Origin of the sequence: Bacillus sp. FSL K6-1012 (assembly GCF_037964915.1) — a bacterium.
Taxonomy (GTDB): domain Bacteria; phylum Bacillota; class Bacilli; order Bacillales; family Bacillaceae; genus Bacillus; species Bacillus halotolerans.
This window is the reverse complement of record NZ_CP150175.1, coordinates 2,647,384-2,666,977: the sequence shown is the minus strand read 5'-3', so window position 1 is coordinate 2,666,977 and position 19,594 is coordinate 2,647,384. Positions and strand designations below refer to the sequence as shown.

Annotated in this window: 17 protein-coding genes and 3 pseudogenes; 12 read left to right on the top strand and 8 right to left on the bottom strand. The window is 38.2% G+C overall.

Translation table 11 applies throughout. The features are described from left to right. Positions 1-47: 47 nt before the first annotated feature. From phrE to NSS75_RS13775, 3 genes are all read right to left on the bottom strand, one after another. Entirely contained in the window at positions 48-182 is a 135-nt protein-coding gene (phrE, locus tag NSS75_RS13785) for a phosphatase RapE inhibitor PhrE (protein WP_014114495.1), read from the bottom strand. Beyond that, the gene (gene rapE, locus NSS75_RS13780; RefSeq protein ID WP_339233403.1) at positions 172-1,299 is read right to left on the bottom strand and encodes a response regulator aspartate phosphatase RapE; all 1,128 of its coding nucleotides are present in this window, start codon (positions 1,297-1,299) and stop codon (positions 172-174) included. Before rapE ends, phrE begins: the two co-directional genes overlap by 11 nt. Positions 1,300-1,753: 454 nt before the next feature. Next, positions 1,754-2,254, bottom strand: a complete 501-nt coding sequence (locus NSS75_RS13775) for a CarD family transcriptional regulator (protein ID WP_339233401.1) — start codon at positions 2,252-2,254, stop codon at positions 1,754-1,756. Between the two features lie 493 nt (positions 2,255-2,747). Here NSS75_RS13775 and NSS75_RS13770 point away from each other — a divergent pair, with 493 nt between their 5' ends. From NSS75_RS13770 to NSS75_RS13750, 5 genes and pseudogenes are all read left to right on the top strand, one after another. Then, positions 2,748-3,869, top strand: a complete 1,122-nt coding sequence (locus NSS75_RS13770; RefSeq protein ID WP_339233399.1) for an NADH:flavin oxidoreductase — start codon at positions 2,748-2,750, stop codon at positions 3,867-3,869. Positions 3,870-4,099: 230 nt separating this feature from the next. Further along, positions 4,100-6,976: an excinuclease ABC subunit UvrA gene (gene uvrA, locus NSS75_RS13765; protein WP_339233397.1), complete on the top strand. Its 2,877-nt coding sequence runs from the start codon at positions 4,100-4,102 to the stop codon at positions 6,974-6,976. Next, positions 6,960-7,289, top strand: coding sequence for a hypothetical protein (locus tag NSS75_RS13760; protein ID WP_339233395.1), 330 nt, complete (start codon positions 6,960-6,962; stop codon positions 7,287-7,289). Before uvrA ends, NSS75_RS13760 begins: the two co-directional genes overlap by 17 nt. Before the next feature lie 538 nt (positions 7,290-7,827). After that, complete coding sequence (gene recA, locus NSS75_RS13755; protein ID WP_339233393.1) at positions 7,828-8,901, top strand: recombinase RecA; 1,074 nt, start codon at positions 7,828-7,830, stop codon at positions 8,899-8,901. Between the two features lie 333 nt (positions 8,902-9,234). Continuing rightward, positions 9,235-9,564 (top strand): annotated as a pseudogene (locus tag NSS75_RS13750) (excinuclease ABC subunit UvrA); the annotation flags it as partial. A gap of 44 nt (positions 9,565-9,608) precedes the next feature. Here the strand turns inward: NSS75_RS13750 and NSS75_RS13745 are convergent. Beyond that, a complete protein-coding gene (locus NSS75_RS13745) occupies positions 9,609-11,126 on the bottom strand; it encodes a class I adenylate-forming enzyme family protein (protein ID WP_339233391.1) in 1,518 nt (505 codons plus the stop codon). Positions 11,127-11,782: 656 nt separating this feature from the next. Between NSS75_RS13745 and NSS75_RS13740 the strand changes: the two are divergent. Together NSS75_RS13740 and spoIVCA are read left to right on the top strand one after the other, a co-directional pair. After that, positions 11,783-11,961, top strand: a pseudogene (locus tag NSS75_RS13740) (hypothetical protein). Then, complete coding sequence (spoIVCA, locus tag NSS75_RS13735) at positions 11,919-13,379, top strand: site-specific DNA recombinase SpoIVCA (protein WP_339237641.1); 1,461 nt, start codon at positions 11,919-11,921, stop codon at positions 13,377-13,379. Before NSS75_RS13740 ends, spoIVCA begins: the two are co-directional and overlap by 43 nt. A gap of 27 nt (positions 13,380-13,406) precedes the next feature. On the opposite strand, the pseudogene NSS75_RS13730 reads toward spoIVCA, so the two are convergent. Further along, positions 13,407-13,757: pseudogene (locus NSS75_RS13730) on the bottom strand (sigma-70 family RNA polymerase sigma factor); the annotation flags it as partial. 176 nt (positions 13,758-13,933) lie between these two features. On the opposite strand from NSS75_RS13730, the gene NSS75_RS13725 reads away from it, so the two are divergent. Continuing rightward, on the top strand, positions 13,934-14,359 hold the full coding sequence (locus tag NSS75_RS13725; RefSeq protein WP_101861068.1) for a NucA/NucB deoxyribonuclease domain-containing protein: 426 nt from the start codon (positions 13,934-13,936) through the stop codon (positions 14,357-14,359). 33 nt (positions 14,360-14,392) lie between these two features. On the opposite strand, the gene NSS75_RS13720 is transcribed toward NSS75_RS13725, so the two are convergent. After that, a complete protein-coding gene (locus tag NSS75_RS13720) occupies positions 14,393-15,121 on the bottom strand; it encodes a DUF308 domain-containing protein (protein ID WP_213417751.1) in 729 nt (242 codons plus the stop codon). Positions 15,122-15,441: 320 nt separating this feature from the next. On the opposite strand from NSS75_RS13720, the gene gnd reads away from it, so the two are divergent. After that, on the top strand, positions 15,442-16,335 hold the full coding sequence (gene gnd / locus NSS75_RS13715; RefSeq protein WP_101861066.1) for a phosphogluconate dehydrogenase (NAD(+)-dependent, decarboxylating): 894 nt from the start codon (positions 15,442-15,444) through the stop codon (positions 16,333-16,335). A gap of 21 nt (positions 16,336-16,356) precedes the next feature. Here gnd and NSS75_RS13710 read toward each other — a convergent pair whose 3' ends face one another. Further along, the gene (locus tag NSS75_RS13710) at positions 16,357-16,983 is read right to left on the bottom strand and encodes a TVP38/TMEM64 family protein (RefSeq protein WP_024122122.1); all 627 of its coding nucleotides are present in this window, start codon (positions 16,981-16,983) and stop codon (positions 16,357-16,359) included. Between the two features lie 194 nt (positions 16,984-17,177). Between NSS75_RS13710 and NSS75_RS13705 the strand changes: the two genes are divergently transcribed. The 3 genes from NSS75_RS13705 (at position 17,178) to NSS75_RS13695 (ending at position 19,120) form a co-directional block, all read left to right on the top strand. Then, positions 17,178-17,930 (top strand): N-acetylmuramoyl-L-alanine amidase, encoded by a 753-nt coding sequence (locus tag NSS75_RS13705; RefSeq protein ID WP_185848806.1) that lies wholly within the window; start codon positions 17,178-17,180, stop codon positions 17,928-17,930. A gap of 246 nt (positions 17,931-18,176) precedes the next feature. Next, positions 18,177-18,908, top strand: a complete 732-nt coding sequence (locus tag NSS75_RS13700) for an SGNH/GDSL hydrolase family protein (protein WP_024122120.1) — start codon at positions 18,177-18,179, stop codon at positions 18,906-18,908. A gap of 77 nt (positions 18,909-18,985) precedes the next feature. Continuing rightward, entirely contained in the window at positions 18,986-19,120 is a 135-nt protein-coding gene (locus tag NSS75_RS13695) for a hypothetical protein (RefSeq protein WP_010335019.1), read from the top strand. A 137-nt stretch (positions 19,121-19,257) separates the two neighbouring features. On the opposite strand, the gene NSS75_RS13690 is transcribed toward NSS75_RS13695, so the two are convergent. Continuing rightward, entirely contained in the window at positions 19,258-19,398 is a 141-nt protein-coding gene (locus NSS75_RS13690; protein ID WP_003226124.1) for a sporulation histidine kinase inhibitor Sda, read from the bottom strand. Positions 19,399-19,594 lie beyond the last annotated feature (196 nt).

The following is a 19,594-nucleotide window of genomic DNA, read 5'->3' as shown; positions in this document are numbered from 1 at the left end:
CGTTATGAAACGGCTAAAGGGAATTAGAACTAATGTTGTTTATCGAATCAAACAAGGAATTCATGAGTAGGTGCTAGAGTTACATTCCGGGATGCTTCCTTCATTTCGCCATTAGACATAGATCCGAAAAAGGCAAGTCCAATTAAAACGGCGGATAAACTGATAAACAATTTAGATTTCATACATGCATTCCCCTTTCGATATTTGCTTTTGAGCATATACCATCTTCTTGAAACAGATGATACTATCCTCTATTTTTCCATTATAATCGAAAAGGTTGCCTCCTAACAATGCCAGATCTTCCAGATAAGGGTATCCTTTGCCGTTCTCTAAACGAGAAAAAATGTTGAGGAGTTTAGGTGTATCGCCATTTCTTATATAAAGAACGTCTAATGCTTCAAATAAGTTCATAAAAAGTTCGTCTTTAAAATCTACAGCACTTCTGATTCCTTTGCGGAAGCAATCCATTGCTTGTTCTTTTTTGCCTTGTTTAAAATAAATCAACGCTAGGTCATGATAAGCTTGCGGAAGTACGTCAGAGTTAATTTTTTTGTATTGAACCAAGGCTTGTTCGATGTAACGAGCAGCCTTATTTAAGTTGTCCATTTTGTGATAGCAGTTGCCGAGATTAAAAAATGCAGTGGCATAGATGTGAGTATTTTTACTTTTAAGCAGCTCGGCACCTTTTAAAGCTTCTTGAAGGTGGGGGAGAGCTTTTTCATGATTTTCAAGGTCATCGTAGTTACCGGCAATGACAAAATGGCACTGAATACGCCGAACAGAATAAAGTTCATGTTTTTTATAGATATTGTATGAAAGTTCAGCGTAGTGCATTGAGATATGAGTCATTTTCATATGATAATAGACTTCGGATAACTTAAAATAAAACTCAGCTTTTTCAATCTTGTCGGAGATCGTTGGAATTTTGCGTTCAGCTTTTTTGTAATATGTAATGGCCTTTGTGTATTCACCGTTTCTAAACTCATACATCCCGCGGAAGAAGTTATAATAATATGCCCGCATATTGTCTAGTTTTTTCTTATGGCCTTCGATTTTCTTTAAATATTCTGAAAGTTCCATTCGATTTTCATCAGATGGCAGCGTGTATTCCAACATGATCTTATGGCGAAAGGCCATTAATTGATAATAAATAAGCAAATCTTGATCTTCTTCCATAACCTCTATATCACGTTCGATTTCAGCTTTTAACATTTCAGCATCAGTAACGTTGAATTTTTGAATATGCCTATGCCATTCATTAATCTTCATTCCCACTTCAGCTGATGTGATTGATATCAAGATATTCACCCTTCCCTTAACTCTACTAGTAATGTAAATATTAACAAGTTTTCGTTCGCAGAAAAAGGCAATAGGGCACCGCAATTTAAATTTTCGGTGGGACCGCAATAACTTTTTTCGCTTCTTATAAAAAACCGTGATTATATGCCAGGCTTCTGAGAGGTTAAAACATCAGATTATGAAAAGCAAACATAAGAAATAAGTAAGAGGAGTAAATTATGTATTTACTCCTTTTTTCTGTTTATAAAAGGATTGCCTATGATTTGGTGTCAAGTCGCGGAAGTAATGATAAATTATCTGAAAAATGCGGAGTATAGATATAATATTCTCTTATGCAATTCTTCCTTGTAAAAAAATTTGGGTTGAAATAATGTAATTAATGAAAAGAAGTTACCTTTTTTGATAATTATGTTTGTATTAAACACATTAATTGAAAAGCAAATTAAACCTATAGCTAGATAGTTCTCTCCGATATTTTCTTAAAATCGTTTTCTATAAATTCACGAGCAACTTGTGAGGAAACACCTTCAATCATCATAATTTCTTGTTCCAACAAGGAATTAGCAGTTTTGAAAATATCATGTTCTTCCCTAGAAAGTTTAATTTTTTTGTTCATTGCATACCGAGAATCTCTTGCAAGTTGAATAAGATCCTCACATCTCCCCAATCTCAATTGTTCTTTAAGGGAACTTGTTCTTTCAAAATAACTTAGCGTTAGGTTTTTTTTATGATCATAAGGACGTTGACTAACAGACCTCAGTTTGGTTACTGAAGAAATAAGACGTAGACCTAATTTTTGTGCTTTTTCTTTTGGAACGTATATAAATAACTTTTGATCAGTAATGTAAATTTTATAATACACTTTAAAATTAGCATTAATTCTGAGTTCTTCGATCCCACTGAGGTAACCCACTCCATGTAAAGGATAAAATACTTTATCACCGATTTTAAACATTAGACCCACTCCTGACTTATTGGAAAACCAACAAAACTCTTTAAATTAATTTTACCACACGCGTGTCAAGGGTTTTCTGGGAATAAATATGTCTAAAATGTGAATTTTTCTCATTGGAATGAGACAGCCGTTAATAATCAGTTGATACAAAGTATTGGATTAAACACTAATTCATGAACCATTAAAGAGGTAGCTTTATGTGTTTATAATCTGCATTTGCCATTCATTATTAGTGCATATAACATGCAATTTATTTCCATATAAATTTTCATTTCAAAGCAGTAAGATCGAAAAAACTTGAAAATAATGCTTGCAAAAATGCGCAGAAAATATGTTAAGATGCATCTTGTCAATAACAAGGAGGTATTGTAATTATGAAATTTAATATGGACAAATATGTTTCTTAGCCCTTCAGATTGAAAATATTGCGAATCTTCCAAATGGTAATGTAACGTATAAAATTGAAATTTAACGAGTAAAGGAAGTGGGAATCATGAATTTATCTAAATTTATTGAGTCTTTGTTTAAACCTTTTGAATTTGGAAATCTAAAACTTAAAAATCGCATTGTAATGGCACCTATGACTCGGAGTTTTTCACCAAATGGAATTCCAAGAAATGACGTAGCTGACTATTACTGTCGCAGAGCTGAAAATAAAGTGGGGTTAATTATTACGGAGGGAGTGCTTATTGAACACCCAGCTGCAGGAGCAGAACATGATGTCCCCCATTTTTATGGAGAAGAAGCATTAAATGAATGGGCTCGTATCGTTCAAAAAGTGCATGAATCCGGTGGGAAAATTGCTCCGCAGATTTGGCATACAGGTATGGCACGGGAGAAAAATCATTTTCCTGATGTAGACGTTAATTCTGTTGGGCCTTCTGGTATTAACTTTAAAGGAGAACAAGTATCTGAACCTCTCAGTGTCCAAGAAATTCATGAACTTGTTAAGAGATATGCACAAGCTGCCTCCAATGCTAAAAAAGTTGGTTTTGACGCTGTTGAAATCCACGGAGCTCATGGCTATCTAATCGATCAATTTTTTGCGGATTCCTTTAATAAACGTACGGATGAATATGGTGGGGATTTAGTTCAACGTACTCGTTTTGCCGTAGAGGTTATTAAGGCTGTACGTGAGGCTGTTGGTCCTGACTTCCCAATTATTTTTAGATTTTCTCAATGGAAATTAAACGACTATAATTTCAAACTAGCGAAAAATCCTGAGGAGCTAAAAAGTTTTCTCACACCACTTGTGGAAGCTGGTGTTGATATTTTCCACGCATCAACTCGTCGATTTTGGGAACCTGAATTTGAGGGTTCTGACCTTAATTTGGCAGGATGGACAAAGAAGCTCACTGGTAAGCCTGTTATTTCTGTAGGCTCTGTGGGCACTAATGCTGAATTGACAAAAGGCTTGCAGCAAGGGCAGACGAAACAAAATGACCCAACTGCGCATCTGGATGAGCTTACGTATAAGCTGGATAGTGGCGAATTCGACTTAATCGCTATTGGACGTGCATTAATCAGCAATCCAGACTGGGTAACCAAAATTCAGGAAGGAAGGATTGAAGAATTATCCACATTTACAAAAGAAGATTTGAAAACCTTAGTTTAACATATCAAATACTTTCATCTGAAAATTAGAAGAGATAAAGCAAGAGTTCTACAGTAGCTCTTGCTTTATCTCTTTAAACATTACAGAGTAAAGCCATTGCCCCTCTTTTCGGTTAGAAGCTTCTGTTTTTATAGTAAGAGTCAGCTATTTTTTTATAATATGAGAATAACTTTGACTTTTTGTAAACTTCATAGCTTCTTCAGCTCAAACCTATATTATCGGAGGTTTTTATGCAAAAATTTATTCAAATTACTGGTGCTAGAGAGAATAACCTTAAAAATATTAGTTTAAATATTCCTCGTAATCAAACTGTTGTTTTGACAGGAGTCAGCGGTTCTGGCAAGTCCAGTCTCGCCTTTGATACTCTATATGCAGAGGGACAAAAGCAGTATGTTGAATCTTTGTCTTCTTATGCTCGAATGTTTCTAGGACAGTTAAATAAACCTGATGTTGACAAAATTGATGGTTTATCGCCAGCGATAGCGATTGAACAAAAGACGACTTCCAACAATCCGCGCTCCACTGTTGGAACAGTAACCGAAATTTATGACTATCTACGACTGTTATGGGCAAGAGCTGGTGTGCCGCACTGTCCAAACTGTGGGCTAGAAATTAGCAGACAGTCGATAGACCAAATTGTAGATCAAATCAACCGATTACCTGAAGGTACTCGCTATGCACTGCTTGCTCCTATGATTCATGATCAGAAGGGAGAACACCGTGAGGTTATTCAACAGGCACAAAAAGAAGGATATGCCCGGCTCCGCATCAATGGTGAAATAGTAAGTACAAACGATCCTATTCAGCTTTCTGCTAATAAAAAAAATACAATTGAGATTTTAATTGATCGTCTGGTAGTCCGTGCTGGGAATCAACAAAGACTTGTTGATTCGTTGGAAATGGCGATAAAACTGTCAGGAGATACAGTCATTATTTATGATTATGGTACTAAGGAAGAATTTATTTTTTCTCAAAGCTTTGGGTGTGCACAGTGCGGGTTTTCACTTCCAGAATTATCGCCACGCATGTTTTCTTTTAACAGTCAACATGGAGCGTGTGTAAGTTGTGCTGGTCTTGGTTACCATCTTAAGGCCGATCCTGATAAAATCTTACCGAATCGAAAACTATCGCTCCGACAAGGAGCAATTGTAGTCAAAGGTTGGAAAAATCCTGAACAAGGTTCATCTGCAAGGATATACTATGAAGCCCTTGCTGAAAAATATAACTTTGACTTAGATACACCACTCATAGAATTCTCACAATCTGCTGTTGATGCCTTATTATATGGCACCGACATTGAACTACTGCAATCACATCAGAAGAAGATAAAATCTGTAATAACAACACGTAAATCATTTGAAGGTGTGATTAGAAACATTGAACGCCGTTATGTAGAGACAACATCGGAGCCTGTCAAAAAGGAATTAGAGGAGTACATGTCTCCACTAATCTGTACCACTTGTAATGGTAATCGACTGCAGCCTGGTATACTAGCAGTAACTATCGATTCGATAAATATAGCCGATTTTTGCAATTTATCCATTACACAAGCTTTAACCTGCATTAAAGATATAAAGCTATCTGGCGCTCGTGCAACCATAGCAGAGTCTGTATTAACAGAGATTCAAGAAAGGTTATTATTTTTAGATAATGTAGGACTGGGTTATTTGACACTTGGACGTACTGCCACCACTTTATCTGGTGGGGAGAGTCAGCGAATCCGCCTAGCTACTCAAATTGGTTCCAGGTTGACTGGTGTGCTTTACATTCTTGATGAGCCGTCAATTGGTCTGCATCAGAGAGACAATGACCAGTTGCTTAAAGTAATTCAACAAATGCGAGATCTCGGTAACACTATAATTATTGTTGAACATGACGAAGACATTATTCGAGCTGCAGACTGGATCATTGATATTGGTCCACAAGCAGGTAAGCATGGCGGCGAGATTATAGCTCAAGGTAACTTGAATTGTATTATAAATGAACCTCGTTCTCTGACAGGCCAATATCTGTCTGGTATCCGAAGTATCCCATTTCCAAAAAAACGGAAAACTGGAAATGGTAAAGTTTTGAAAATTATTGGAGCAACCGAAAACAATCTTAAAGATATTGATGTATCAATTCCCCTGGGAACCTTAACCTGTGTGACGGGTGTATCTGGCTCCGGTAAATCAAGCTTGGTTAACGAAGTCTTACAAAAAAAACTCGCTTCTATACTCAATGGTGCGCATACTAAACCGGGAAGGCACCGTAGCATAGATGGAATTGAGTATTTGGATAAAGTGATTCATATCGATCAAAGCCCAATTGGGCGTACACCACGTTCAAATCCGGCTACGTACACAGGACTATTCAATGACATTCGGGCGCTGTTTGCCAACACAAACGAAGCCAAATTAAGAGCATATGGTCCCGGGCGGTTCTCTTTTAATACAAAAGGTGGGCGCTGTGAGGCATGTGGTGGAGATGGAGTTATGCGAATTGAAATGCATTTTCTACCTGATGTCTACGTAGAATGCGAGATATGCAAAGGAAAACGGTATAATCGTGAAACACTGGAGGTTTATTATAAAAGTAAAAGTATTGCCGATGTGCTCGAAATGACTGCAGAGGAAGCCTTCACCTTTTTCCGAAATCTTCCGCGCATTCGTAAGAAGATTGAAGCACTCTGTAAAACCGGGCTGGGATATATTAAGCTTGGTCAACCTTCAACTACACTGTCCGGCGGTGAAGCACAGCGCGTAAAACTCGCAGCTGAGTTACTTAAACCATCTACCGGTTCGACCTTATATATTATGGATGAACCTACTACTGGTCTTCACACTGCTGATGTACACCAACTAATCAATATTCTTCAAGAACTTACCGAGTTAGGTAACACTGTGGTAGTGATTGAGCATAATTTGAATGTAATCAAGAATGCTGATTATATAATTGACTTGGGTCCAGAAGGCGGTACAGGCGGAGGTTATATCGTATGTTGTGGTACGCCGGAACAAGTAGCAGATTGTGAGACTAGTCATACAGGTAAGTATTTTAAAAAATATCTTAATAATTCGAGCTTTAAAGCTAGTATAGGAGACAAAAATGATGAATCTAGCGAATGAACGGGTAAAGCACCGTCAGTTTGGCGAAGGACAGGTAGTTGAAAATACTGAGGATCGAATTACGGTCCAATTTGGTAAACAAATTGGTCTTAAATCCTTTATTTTCCCCGACGCTTTTGAGAATTTCTTGTTGATTGACAAGCTGGTTGTTCAACATGAGATTCATAAAATTTACGAACAGAAAATAGAGCAAGAGCGAAAACTACAACAGGAACGTATGGAGAAAGCTACTAGATTAGCCGCCGAACAGGCTAAAAATCCAAAAACCAAGCATAAAAAAACTACTTCGGCAAAAAGGAAAACTGAAAAGTGATGGAACTCAGTATTACACATGTTTTAAATATCATACAATATCATTTAATTTCCGGATGATAAATAAACATTAGGGGCATATATATCCTGCTATAATTAATCTAAATAATTACGAAAAAAAGAGTATTAATCTATAAAATATTAAATAGCATCAAAGGCGTTAGTACAGGTTACTAACGTCCTTTTTACTGACTTCTTCATTTTAAGATTTCTTCACGCACCGGAGGGAGATAACATTGAGTAAAAATCAAAAGCTATGGACGGAGCAAGAAGATGAATACCTACTAAAGTATTATGGATCTAAATCTCTTGAACACAGCAGACTTTGGCTTCATTAATTAGCTTACATCAGGGAATCAAGCACCAATGGTGCTCAAATCGCGTGAGTACAGCTGTATTTAAGTTAATAGATGTCCCGCCTATAATGCTTTAGTATTTAGTCGGGAGATTCACTGCTGCTTTATTAATTTTATTTAATAAAACATACACTATAACGGGAAATAAATGGATATAAAATTAACAATCGGAGGCTTCAAATTATGAATAATAGACAAGCAGCACTAGATATGGCTCTAAAACAAATTGAAAAACAATTCGGTAAAGGATCAGTTATTAAGATGGGAGAAGGCACATATACAAAAGTTGAGTCATCTAGCTCAGGCTCATTAGCTTTAGATATAGCTCTTGGAATTAATGGTTATCCCAAAGGAAGAATTATGGAAGTTTACGGACCCGAAAGTTCAGGTAAAACAACAGTTTCCTTACACGCAATTGCAGAAGTACAAAAAAGTGGAGGTCGAGCTGCCTTTATTGATGCTGAACACGCACTTGATCCAGTTTACGCAAGAAAAATAGGTGTAGATATTGATGAGTTACTGTTATCGCAACCGGATACTGGTGAACAGGCACTTGAAATTGCCGAAGCATTAGTTAGAAGTGGTGCTGTTGATATTATTGTTGTTGATTCAGTAGCAGCATTAGTTCCACAAAAAGAAATTGAAGGGGAAATGGGAGACTCTCACATAGGTCTACAAGCTCGTTTGATGTCTCAAGCTCTTCGTAAACTATCTGGAGCAATCAATAAGTCAAAAACCATTACCATCTTCATCAATCAAATCAGGGAGAAGGTAGGCGTTATGTTTGGAAATCCGGAAACAACGCCAGGTGGAAGAGCATTAAAATTCTATTCTTCCGTTCGTCTTGAGGTTCGCCGGGGTGAACAACTTAAACTAGGAAATGACATAGTTGGTAATAAAACAAGAATTAAAGTAGTCAAAAATAAGATGGCACCTCCTTTTCGCACTGCTGAAGTAGACATTATGTATGGAGAAGGTATATCAAAAGAAGGGGAAATCATAGATATTGGTTCTGAATTAGATATTGTTCAAAAGTTTGGATCTTGGTTTGCATATAATGAGGAGCGTTTAGGACAGGGACGAGAAAACGCTAAGATTTTCTTAAAAGAAAATCCTGAAATTAGAGAAGAAATTAGAAAAACCATTATTGATTTCAAATATAGTAATGGTATTCAGACCAATACTGATATTGATACTGATACTGATATTGATATTGATACTGATAACAGTATTGATAACGATAGCGAAAAGCAATAAAAACATAAAACACCTTTCCATATGGCAAAGGTGTTTAGCTTTGGAATTTATAGGGGAAATGGCTCATCCAGTTTATTCACTCAAGGTTGCAGAGATGAGTAAGGTTTACGAGAATACATTTAGCTACATTATTAATGAAATATAGTGATACGATGTAACCTATAAATTTTATTAAGTTTCATCCTGATAAATAAAAAAGACTTGCTTTAGGTGAAAAGCAAGTTAAAAGAAAGAGAATCACATTGTCAGTTCCCTTATAATTCAGAAAGTGTAATGAAACATTAACATATAGTTGAAATCGAATTAAAAGTAAATTAATTTATAAAAAAGATTAATTTTCTACCTGATGTTTATGTAGGATGCGATATATGTAAAGGGAAACGTTACAACGACGAAATGCTGGATATTCGTTATAAGGGTAAAAGTATTGACGATGTGCTAGAGATGACTGCAGAGGAAGCTGTTTGCTTTTTTGAATGCTGCCACGGTAAAACCTGTCTGAGATATATTAAGCTTGGCCAACCTTCAACTACACTGACTGGTGGCGAAGCTCAGCGCGTAAAACTGGCAGCTGAGTTACTTAAAACATCTACCGGTTCGATCCTATATATTAAGGATGAACCTACCATTGGTCTTCACACTGCTGATGTACACAAAATGCTTTTTGACGAGTTTCTTCTATATCATGAAGAAACTCGTCAATTACATCAATTTTTGCACATATGCTCATGCTTGTTTTTTACTTCATTTTTTAAAACTTTTCCTACACTGTTTTTAGGAAGTGAAGATACGAATACAACATTTGGCACTTTATACGGTGCTAATCGTTCTCTACAGAAGTTTACTACCTCTTTTTCTGTTAGTCCTGAGTTCTGCTCTTTGACCACAAAGGCATAAGGAACTTCACCATAAACATCATCAGGCATACCAACAACTGTCGCTTCTAATACATTGTCTACAGCTAGTACAACTTCTTCTACTTGATCAGGGTAGATATTGTCTCCTCCGTATACAATCACATCTTTATAGCGGCCTTCAATATAAAGGAATCCGTCTTCATCCAAGCGTCCTGCATCTCCCATAGCTAACCAGCCATCTTGCAAGACAGCATTTGTTGCCTTTTCGTTTTTCCAGTAGCCTTTAAAGATATAAGGACTTCGTACAAGGACTTCTCCTTTTTCTCCCGTTGATACTTCTTCACGTGTTTCTGGATCCACAATTTTAACTTCTACATGCGGAGCTAGTTTACCAGCTGAGCTTATTTTTTTCCACCCCATTTGAGGATGCCAAGAGCTGATAACCCCTGCTTCTGTACTTCCGTATCCATGAGCTAAAATTATGCCATGACGGTCATATTGTTTAATTAGAGATTCAGATACTTTTGTTCCACCTGAAAAAGCAAGTTTTAGTGGAAAATCATAGTGAGGCTGTTTTTCAAGCTTTTCTACAATATATTTAAGGGCTGGTGGTAATGCAAATAACATTTTTACGTTTTCTTTTTCAATAATATCGATTACTTTAGCGGGCTCTGTTTCCTTTGAACATACCATTGTGATTCCAGATTTTACGCACATGAAAAAGAAACACATTGAACTTATATGGAAGAATGGATGTACAAACAGGTAGCGCATATTCGTATCGAAATTTGCACATATTTCTAGGCCATCAAAATTTAAAAAGGCACTTAGCGCTCCATGTGCAATCATGCAGCCTTTTGACTTACCTGTGGTACCTGATGTAAACATCATTAATGCAAGATCTTCTGGTAGTACTTCAGGAAGCACTGCTGGTCTAGTTGTTTCATATGATGAAAATTGAGTCGTGAATTCTTTTGCATCTTCAATCAATAGCATAAAGCTAATTGTGTGAGTTTGCTCTGCTTTTTCCAAAACTGGCTTAAATTCATGATGATAAACAATGGCTTTTAACTGTCCGCTTGTAATGATGCTATCAAGTTCATAAGGTGTCATACTTTTACTTAATGGAACAATAACAGCTCCTACTTGTAAAATACCCATCATAACAACTGGGTATGCAATACTTGTATGAGCTAAAATGCCAATACGGTCTCCCTTTTGAATACCTTTTTCTAAGAAATAATGAGATAACTGATTTACTTTTTCGTGAAATTCTTTAAATGTATAACGTTCATTATGCTCAACTAGTGCTTCATGTTGAGGGAAAATCTCTGCACATTCTGTGACTAAGTGTTGTAATGTGTTCACTTTTATCTCTCCTTTTTGTTAAACTATTAAATATTTTATTGACCAAAATAAAAAAACTTCCCTTAGTAAAAGGTTAAGTTTATTAAGATTCATCTATAATTTTAACATAGCGAAAAAAATTTTCTCTAGCGTTTTTTTAAAAAGTTCAAACTATTGAAAATCCAAGTAAATTTGAATTCTCATTTAATTAGTGTAATTGCTGAAGTGTTTTTGTTTGGGCAACTGGATGATCAGATGTATATAATAATTGAGTAGAAGTGTTTTTTCCTATGACCCAGTGATATTCATCTAATAATCTATTGGTATCTTTTTGTGTTTTTGCATCAGAGTGATTAAATCTTTCTATAAGGAAGAAATTAAAAATCTTAATCAATATAGATGAAAAAGCAAGGACATTCATTGTTTGTGCTCACCATTTTTAAACCATTATTGATATAAACGTATAGAAATGATGGCAAATAAAGATAAGGAGTGTAATGAAAATAAGCTTACATAAGCAATGATATAGATTTACTATGTTGAGGGCCTAGTATAAGTATCGAAAAACCGATGGTTTTAACTATCGGTTTTTTAAGTGCATTTTTCACACTCATTGAAAATGATCTCATTAGGACAAACACCTTTTACATAGCATTACCCAAGGGGTGATGCATTTTATGAAGGTAATAATCATCGAGGGACCGCAAGCTGACAAATGCATTAACGATTGCTATCATTATTTAATAAAACTATATAGGAAGGAGATCCAGGGTGATAGCAATATATGTAAGGGTATCAACCGAGGAACAAGCGATCAAGGGATCGAGCATCGACAGCCAGATCGAGGCCTGCATAAAGAAAGCAGGGACTAAGGATGTACTGAAGTATGCAGATGAAGGATTTTCTGGTGAGCTTTTAGAACGTCCAGCTTTGAATCGCTTGAGGGAGGATGCAAGCAAGGGACTTATAAGTCAAGTCATTTGTTATGATCCTGACCGTCTTTCTCGGAAATTAATGAATCAGCTTATCATTGATGACGAATTGCGAAAGCGAAATATACCATTGATTTTTGTTAATGGAGAATATGCTAATTCTCCAGAAGGTCAATTGTTTTTCGCAATGCGCGGGGCAATCTCAGAGTTTGAAAAAGCCAAAATTAAAGAACGGACTTCAAGCGGCCGACTTCAAAAAATGAAAAAAGGCATGATCATTAAAGATTCCAAACTATATGGCTATAAATTTGTAAAAGAGAAAAGAACTCTTGAGATATTTGAAGAGGAAGCCAAAATTATTCGGATGATTTTCAACTACTTTACCGATCATAAGAGCCCTTTTTTTGGCAGAGTAAATGGTATTGCTCTACATTTAACCCAGATGGGGATTAAAACAAAAAAAGGCGCCAAAGTATGGCACAGGCAGGTTGTTCGACAGATATTGATGAACTCTTCTTATAAGGGTGAACACAGACAGTATAAATATGACACTGAGGGTTCTTATGTTTCAAAACAAGCAGGGAACAAATCAATAATTAAAATAAGACCTGAAGAGGAGCAAATCACTGTTAAAATTCCGGCAATTATTCCAGCCGAACAATGGGATTATGCTCAAGAACTCTTAGGTCAAAGTAAAAGAAAACACTTGAGTATCAGCCCTCACAATTACTTGTTATCGGGTTTGGTTAGATGCGGAAAATGCGGAAATACCATGACAGGGAAGAAAAGAAAATCACATGGTAAAGACTACTATGTATATACTTGCCGGAAAAATTATTCTGGAGCAAAGGACCGCGGCTGCGGAAAGGAAATGTCTGAGAATAAATTGAACCGGCATGTATGGGGTGAAATTTTTAAATTCATCACAAATCCTCAAAAGTATGCTTCTTTCAAAGAGATTGAGCAATCAAATCACCTGTCTGATGAATTAGAACTCATTCAAAAAGAGATAGAGAAAACAAAAAAAGGCCGCAAGCGTCTTTTAACGCTAATCAGCCTAAGCGATGACGATGATTTAGATATTGATGAAATCAAAGCGCAAATTATTGAGCTGCAAAAAAAACAAAACCAGCTTACTGAAAAGTGTAACGAAATTCAATTAAAAATGAAAGTCCTGGATGATACAAGTTCAAGTGAAAATGCTCTAAAGAGAGCCATCAACTATTTTCAATCAATCGGTGCAGATAACTTAACTCTTGAAGATAAAAAAACAATTGTTAACTTTATCGTGAAAGAAGTTACTGTTGTGGATTCTGACACCGTATATATTGAAACGTATTAAAGAGGGGGGGATGCACCCCCCTTTTGTAATTACAATCTCATTTTCAATACACCGCGCAGCATACGTCGCCAGTTTTGTCCCTTTTCCGGCGGAATAGCTTTCAATTCCTTTGATCAGCCCGATTGTTCCGATGGAGATTAAGTCCTCTGCGTCTTCACCTGTATTTTCAAACTTTTTTACAATATGGGCGACCAAGCGAAGATTATGCTCAATCAGCATGTTTCTGGCATGTTCATCCCCTTTAGCCATGAGCTCTAAGTATTTTTTTTCGTCGCTGCTTGAGAGCGGTTGTGGAAAGGCATTGTTTTTCACGTAAGATACTAAAAAGACAAGCTCTTTAACTACAAAACCGAGCGCTGCGAAAACACCTGTCACCATCGTCACCTCCACATGATTATGTAGGCAAAAGCCTATATGTCAATGTATGTGATCGGAAGGCTGTCTGTGTCTGTACCGGGAAATTTCTCAATGGGGAGCTTAGGTTTTGTTTTTTAAAATAATCTTTACGCTGCCCCCATACATTTAAATGAACGAAACTGTATGGGGGGATGAGGATGAAAAGATGGATGGCAATGCTTCTTCTGGCGGCAGCAGTTTTTCTTTGTTTGTTGGGAAAGGATATGACGGCTCCGCAACAGGCCAAGGGGGCTGCTTTATATGACAAAATTTTATACTTTCCGTTGTCTCGTTATCCGGAAACCGGGGATCATATAAGAGATGCGATTGCCGAAGGACATTCTGATATATGTACAATTGATCGTGGTGGAGCGGACAAAAGGCGGGAGGAATCATTAAAAGGAATTCCAACGAAGCCTGGCTACGATCGGGATGAATGGCCGATGGCAGTTTGTGAAGAAGGAGGCGCCGGAGCCGATGTCCGATATGTAACGCCTTCTGATAATCGCGGCGCCGGTTCATGGGTAGGAAATCAAATGAGCAGTTATCCAGATGGCACCAAAGTGTTGTTTATTGTTCAGTGATAAAAGAAGAGGCTCAATTCTGAGCCTCTTTTGCTATGATCCTATTTTGCCGCTAGGCTGATTCTCCTGAGGAGGATACGATTCTGTTTCTCGCCAATACTGGCGTGTTCCTTCTTCACGTACAACAATTCCGATCTTTGCGAGTTCAAGACGGAAATCTTCAATGTCGTCTGTTTCCTCTTCTTTCAGTGCTTTCTGACGAGCCTTCAATATAGCATGAGCGCTTGGAGAGAGATCGGGTGATTCAGGTACCCATCGTCTAAATTTATCTTTAAACGGGTCTCCTTCAGCCGACCACACGTAATGGTGCTTTTTAAAGGCCTGTTCAATGATTTTAGGTTTTTCATCTATTTCTTCACGTGCCAGTTCATATCCGTCTGTTCCTAAGAGGACAAGCCGTTTATGATCAATAAATACCAGAGCAATGTCTCCGGAGTTGATCGTTTGAACATGCTTGCCTTTCATTAATTCCACGGAGTCGTCTGTAATCTGTACAGTTAATAGCAATTTCATGATTGAATGAGCGAACCATATACCGGCAATCAGGCCAAGCAGCGCGGTGATAAACTTAACCGGTGATCCGTGAAAAGAGGTAACAAGCCGAAGAGGGCCTTCTAATGGAGTCCACGGCAGGGATAATGCCCATTTCGCAAGCTGATGAAAAAAATAACCAATGAGAAGACCGATGATTGCAAGTGTACCGTATAATAAACATTTCGCGGTTTTCGTAATTCCAATTATAGTTTGTGTTTGATCCGGCAAGTTGTCACCTTCTTAGCTAGAAATAAGTTGAATTCCCTTCCCATATTTTAACTTAAATAGAGAGGAAATCAAGAATGTTTCCGCTATTTTTGCTGTCATGCATGAAGCCGCCAAATGATTATCAAGCCTTCTTTATGATAAAGATCATACAGAAACAATATGACACGGAGCAGTAAGTTACTGGGGATAAAAGGAATTACTCTTGCTGATCGCGGCCCGCTTTTGTTTTTTATTTGAGAAAACAGGACGTATCACATAGCAGTTCACAGGGAACATAAAGAGTAATGGCTTTAGAGTTTAGACAACCAGGAGGAACTCACATGAAAATAGGATTGATCGGCTTAGGGAAAATGGGCATAAACATAGGAAAGCAATTGATCGACCGCAATCATCAAGCAATCGGTTATGACGTGAATCAAGCGGCTGTTGATGAACTGATATCTTATGGGGCTGAGGGGACAACAAATATAAAAGAATTGATTTCATTATTAGATACGCCGCGAATTTTGTGGGTGATGGTGCCGCATGACGTTGTGGATGCTGTACTGAGTGATGTGGCACCGTTATTAAACGAAGGGGATATTATCATTGAGGCTGGAAATTCTCATTATAAAGAATCGATCCGGCGGTACAATCAAATGAAAGAAGCCGGTCTTCATTATCTCGACGCCGGAACTTCCGGCGGTATGGAGGGAGCGCGTCACGGGGCTTGTTATATGGTTGGAGGAGACCCGGAAGCATGGCGTATCGCGGAGCCGCTGTTTCGGGATACTGCTGTTGAAAATGGATATTTATATGCCGGAGAAGCGGGCAGCGGCCACTTTTTGAAAATGATTCATAATGGCATTGAGTACGGAATGATGGCTGCCATTGGTGAAGGATTTGAAGTGCTGGAAAACAGTCCGTTTGAATTTGACTATGAGAAAGTCGCAAGGGTATGGAATCATGGCTCTGTCATAAGGTCGTGGCTTATGGGGCTGACTGAGCGAGCTTTTTCTAAAGACGCGAGGCTCGATCAGATCAAAGGCGTCATGCATTCCTCAGGGGAAGGGAAATGGACAGTGGAAACGGCACTAGATCTGCAGACAGCAGCTCCGGTGATCGCGATGTCGCTCTTGATGAGATACCGTTCGTTAACAGACGATACGTTTACAGGAAAGGTCGTTGCTGCGCTCCGTAATGAATTTGGAGGACATGCAACAGAAAAAAAGTAAGGGGGGCAAAGCGGGACGCCCTTATTTTTTTGACGCTTTCACCAGATGAGGAAACTTTATATATATGATTAGCATCAGGATCAGAACGTAGGCCCCGTAAATACTGAAAGATAATAATTTGTTGCTGGAGAAATTGGCGCCGGCAATGGTAACAACTAAAATGTTCGGAATTTTTCCTATTAAAGAGGCGAAGAAAAAAACATGCCACCGAACACTGCTTAGTCCGCATACAACGTTCATGACTAGAGAAGGGATAACAGGGATAAGCCTTCCCAATAAAACTGCAGTAAACGCATTTTTATCGAATGAAGCCTCGTAGCCTTGTATAGCAGGATAAGCTTTTATTTTTTTTCTGGCCCAATCTCGAAAGCTGTACCTCGCGAGAAAAAACAGCAATATCGTACCGAGCATTGAACCGGCCAGTGTAATCCAAACACCATTTGCAATTCCGAACACAGCGCCATTTAAAGCTGCAATGATTGCAAACGGCACAATCGGGAAAAAGACGTCGGCGGCTATCAGCAGCATACTACATAAAACGGAGATCAATCCGCCTGCTTTTATAGCATCAAGCCAAGCTTCTTTCTGATAGAATCCGACTGCAATAACGGCGATGATCAAGATTATACCTAAAGTCTTTTTTAACATATCAATTATCCACTCCCAACACTTGTGGCGATGTCAGGAGGCAGAATCTCCGGCATCTACGTTAGTATAACTTGTACCGTTTCGGTGGTTCAACTGTCATACGAGTGGGGGGAAATACAATTCTTTTTTATCTAGTAAAATAGGCTGTCCATTTCTCTTGTTGCTGCATTCTTTAATAGTAGGGAGGGATAGAAATGGTAGCGATAAAAAAGGATTTTATACCAAAATCAAACGATAACCGTCCCGGCTATGCGATGACACCTGCCTATATTACGGTGCACAATACAGCAAATACCGCCAAAGGTGCCGATGCGAAAATGCACGCTGATTATGTGAAAAACCCAAGTACATCTGTCAGCTGGCATTTTACAGTAGACGATTCAGACATCTATCAGCATCTTCCTCTTACTGAAAACGGGTGGCATGCTGGCGACGGCACCAATGGGACAGGGAATCGCAAATCAATCGGGATTGAAATCTGTGAAAATGCAGACGGCGATTTTGACAAAGCAGTAGCTAATGCGCAGTGGCTGATCAAAAAATTAATGAAGGATCACAATATTTCGCTGGATCGTGTTGTTCCCCACAAAAAATGGTCTGGAAAAGAATGTCCCCGCAAACTCTTACATCAATGGAGTGCTTTCAAAAACGGAATTTCTTCCTCTGATACGCCATTTGAAGAATCACCCAAATCTTATCCTCTGCCTTCAGGAGTAATAAAACTCACTGCGCCTTATAGAAAAGGCACTAAAGTTCTTCAGCTGCAAAAGGCTTTAGCCGCCTTTCATTTTTACCCCGATAAAGGCGCGAAGAATAACGGTATTGACGGCATTTATGGACCGAAAACAGCAAATGCCGTGAAACGTTTTCAGCTGATGAATGGATTAAAAGCTGATGGTATATACGGACCAAAAACAAAGGCCAAGCTTAAAGCGAAATTAAAATAAATGCAGAGGTAATCAGTAGCCTGTTTCCTCTGGCGGAAACAGGTTATTGCATTCAACTCTCTGAAGTGTTTTTTCGCAGAAAAAGACGGGAACTGAAATAGATATCTCACCCCTTACTGGAAACAGAATGATTTTAGTCGAGAGGGACACGTTAACAATAGAGAGAACGCTATAACGAAAAAACTCTGCGTTGAATGAAACAGAACAGAGGTATAACATAAAGATGAAGCTTTTGGGGGTGTAAAGATGAAGTATATATTCATCCTTTTCCTTCTGCTGTTCGTTACAGCAGGATGTGAAGGAAAGGGATACGAAGACGTGGTAGCATTTGGTGACAGCAATACACGCGGCTCTAATTGGGATTATCGTGACTATCCAAAAGCGCAGCAGTGGGTCAATATATTAAAAACAGCTGAACGCGGGAATCTTGATATCCTCAACGCAGGAATTGGAGGACAAACGACTGAAGATGCCCGTTTACGGTTTCAAACAGATGTACTCGATCAAAAACCTAAGCATCTTTTTATTATGTTTGGCACTAATGACGCTGGGATTCTGGCTGAAGGAAAGCCAAGAGTGTCAAAGCTGCGTTTCAGAGAGAATCTGGTGTACTTTATAAAAGAAAGCAGAAAACACGGCATCAAGCCTGTTTTAATGACGTGTATCCCTATTATTGAAGGAAACGGGAAGCATCACCTCTTTTACTATTCCAGGTATAAAGCGGCTGCTTTTGAATCAAAAGGCGGGGCGAGAAAGTGGCATAACTCATACAATGATATTACAAGAGATGTCGCGAAACATATGAATGTGCCTCTCGTAGACAACTGGAAGCACTTTATAGAAGCAGACGGCGGAAAAGCTACTGATGAAGCACTTATCCAATCCGGCTTGATAGATCCTTCTGGCAATCATATGACACCTAAAGGGGCAAGGGTTGTTTATGAAGGAATACAAGATGGGCAGGTCCTGAAGCGCTGAACCGGACAAAGGCCTAAAATGTTTTATTTCTCCTACATAGGCTGTTATAGAAACATTTTTAAGGAGGCGCGCTTCACATGTACAGCGGTTATTTATACACGTATCCTTTCGGCGGCTGGCCATATGGCGCAAGCAGAGCATACGGATACGCTTTTATCGTTGTTTTGATTGTTGTTCTCCTGATTGTGGGCGGAGTGTATTGGTTCACATGAAATCCAGCCCTGGAAACACCTCTTTTTAGGGGTGTTTTTTGCTGAAAACAGTAGTAAAGCGCGTAACTGAAGTGATATAATATCAGTCATCTGAGTAAAAAAAGGAAATACGCCCGGAAAAAATAGACAAATTCCTATTAAGAAGATACGGAAATAATATGTCCGAGCGATCTTCTTTTTATTTCGTTTTCGATTAACTCGATAAAGTCACGGTTTAAATTCATTTCGGTGGCTTTGAAATAAGATTCTATTAATAATTCATCAGACAATTTTCTCATGCTAGGAACCCAATTAATGGGAGAGACACCTCCTTCATAGTTGGAATCATTCATGACTTTGTGACATACATTTATAGGTTGCGTTCATCTGAAGCTGAAGATTATCTTTAATCTACCATGAATTGCATATAAGAACAATCGTTCTGTTATCCACACCAAAAAGTGGATAACTTGTGAGTATCGTGTTTATAATTTG